This is a genomic window from Pseudomonas sp. BN505 (assembly GCF_029873175.1).
Lineage (GTDB): Bacteria > Pseudomonadota > Gammaproteobacteria > Pseudomonadales > Pseudomonadaceae > Aquipseudomonas > Aquipseudomonas putida.
In genome coordinates this window covers 1-2,015 of record NZ_SSOI01000019.1, presented here as the reverse complement: position 1 = coordinate 2,015, position 2,015 = coordinate 1, and the positions used below count along the sequence as shown (strand labels likewise).

At 52.5% G+C, this 2,015-nt stretch carries 2 protein-coding genes and 1 pseudogene; all 3 read right to left on the bottom strand.

The features are described 5' to 3' along the window. A pseudogene (locus tag E8E78_RS02960) lies at positions 1 to 426 on the bottom strand (RHS repeat domain-containing protein); the annotation flags it as partial. Between the two features lie 97 nt (positions 427 to 523). Next, the gene (locus E8E78_RS02955; protein WP_229610295.1) at positions 524 to 1,054 is read right to left on the bottom strand and encodes a DUF4303 domain-containing protein; all 531 of its coding nucleotides are present in this window, start codon (positions 1,052 to 1,054) and stop codon (positions 524 to 526) included. A 13-nt stretch (positions 1,055 to 1,067) separates the two neighbouring features. Then, a partial coding sequence (locus E8E78_RS02950) for an RHS repeat-associated core domain-containing protein (RefSeq protein WP_280315068.1) occupies positions 1,068 to 2,015 on the bottom strand: 948 nt, incomplete at its 5' end.

The following is a 2,015-nucleotide window of genomic DNA, read 5'->3' as shown; positions in this document are numbered from 1 at the left end:
CCGAGGGCATCGATTTCGGCGAGCAGGTTGCCCTTGTCGTCGTAGCGCGCCTGCCAGGTGCTGCCATCCGGGTAGCTGACTTTGGTCACCAGCGTAGTCAGGTGGTGGTACTCGTACTGGATCTTGCGCCCCAGTGGATCGGTTTCTTCCAGCAGGCGGGCGTATTCATCGTACTTGAAGGCGAGCCGGTTGCCCTGCTCATCCAGCTCGATGGTGTAACGCTCGCCACCGTAGTCGCGGCTGGCGACCACGCGGTGGTCGGCGTTGTACTGCACTTGCAGCTCACGGCTTGCCGCCCTGGGTTTGCCAACGGTAGTGGCAGCCCAGCCCCAGCGCGTCGCTGTGGGTCACCATCAGGCCGTCGGCGTAGCTGAAGCTGCGCACGGTGTCGCCGTTGCAGTTGATCACCGCGCTCAGCTGGCCGTGAGCGCTCTCACTAAATTCAAAGCCGAATGTTAATGCTCGATACTATGTTCCCGATTTTGTGAAGCCCGCCCGCCATTATGCGCCCCAGCAACAGCGCTCAACCATCAAACCTTCTGATAAAATAGTTATATTTTTCTGAAGAATTGAGAAGTTCAGCTGTTTTATTTTCAAGCTCTTCTGCACTATCATCATCCGTAACGGTGACAAAGAGAATTGGCTCCTGAATCTTGAAGGATGCGAAGAAACCTTCCCTCCGCAGAGAACTTAAAATATTGACCATGAGTGAGTGCAGCTTTTCTTTAAAACGTGAGATATCGCTTCGATCACTTGCCTCTCTCAGGTCCTTACAAACATCTTTGAAATACTCCCCCTTCCACCCCTCGTATTTCCATTCCGAAGAAGCCCACTTATAGTAGGGCATCAGCTCTCCACGCTCCTCTTCGCCTTCCCCCTCAAGTTTCTCCTCGAGTGCCTCAACGGAATTAACCGCGACCGCCATGGTCATAGCGCTACTATCCGTATAAAGCGCGCAAGCGTAGAACTGCTCATCCGGATGTTCCGCACTCAAATCTTGCAGAGCTTTCGTAACTAAGGTTAAAGCTGTGCTCTCTAATGCATGCCAATTCATTGCGCTCTCCTGTTCATCCACCAAAAACTTCTACACCAATTTTTTGCAACTCGCCTTTCATGGCAGCAACAGCTTTACTAAAAGACATATCTTGCGCCATGATTACTTTATCTGCAGCCTCCAGCTTACTAGCTACCATTCTTGCATTTGCAATGGTGTGGCCTTGGTTTTCAGCCCACATCATCGCAGATGTATCATGTACGGGATCAATCTTATACTTCGAGAGAACAGCCCTACTACGCTCAAGCGCCTTCTGCATTGCAGGAGAGCGGGCGAACTCACCTTTGAATACTATGTGGTGAGCATGAGGTCTCTCCATGGTAACTGGTGGGCGAGTACCCGTCCTGCTCGAGTAATAAGCGCCCCAGTCCTTGTCAGCACAAAGCCCCCATGGATCTACCCAACTGATGGGGTTGCTAGCGTAGCCGTAAAAATTGCAACCACCTAATATACCGATGGGATCTTGGCTATTGAAACGGCCTATTTCAGGGTCGTAGTACCTGAAAGTATTATATTGCAGTCCAGTTTCATTATCTGAGTACTGCCCCTGGAAGCGTAAATTTTGTTCGACATCATCGACAACCAATTGCTCTATCGAACCCCAAGACCGATACGTCGCCTGCCAAACGATCTGCCCGTCACTGTCCGTCAGTTCCAGCGGCGTACCAATCTGATCCGTATGGAAGTAGTAAACCTTCTGCCCTTCTCCTTCAACCTGATCAACCCGCGCCAACGGCGCATAGCTACCCGGCTCGTACAGGTACAAGATGCTCTGCCCAGGCGTCTCCTCACGCAGCATCCTCAGCCCCTGCCAGAGGAAGCGCTTCTGTTCGAGTTCGCCGTTGATTTCCGCCTGCTTGGCCACCCGCCGCCCAAGGCTGTCGTACCGATACTCACCTTGGCTTTCGAGCTTGCCGTTAACCAACGTCTCGGCCCGCACCAGCCGGTTCTCACAGTCATA

Excerpts from the sequence above, each read along its gene's own strand:
- E8E78_RS02955 (WP_229610295.1), bottom strand. The coding sequence starts at position 1,054 with ATGAATTGGCATGCATTAGAGAGCACAGCTTTAACCTTAGTTACGAAA.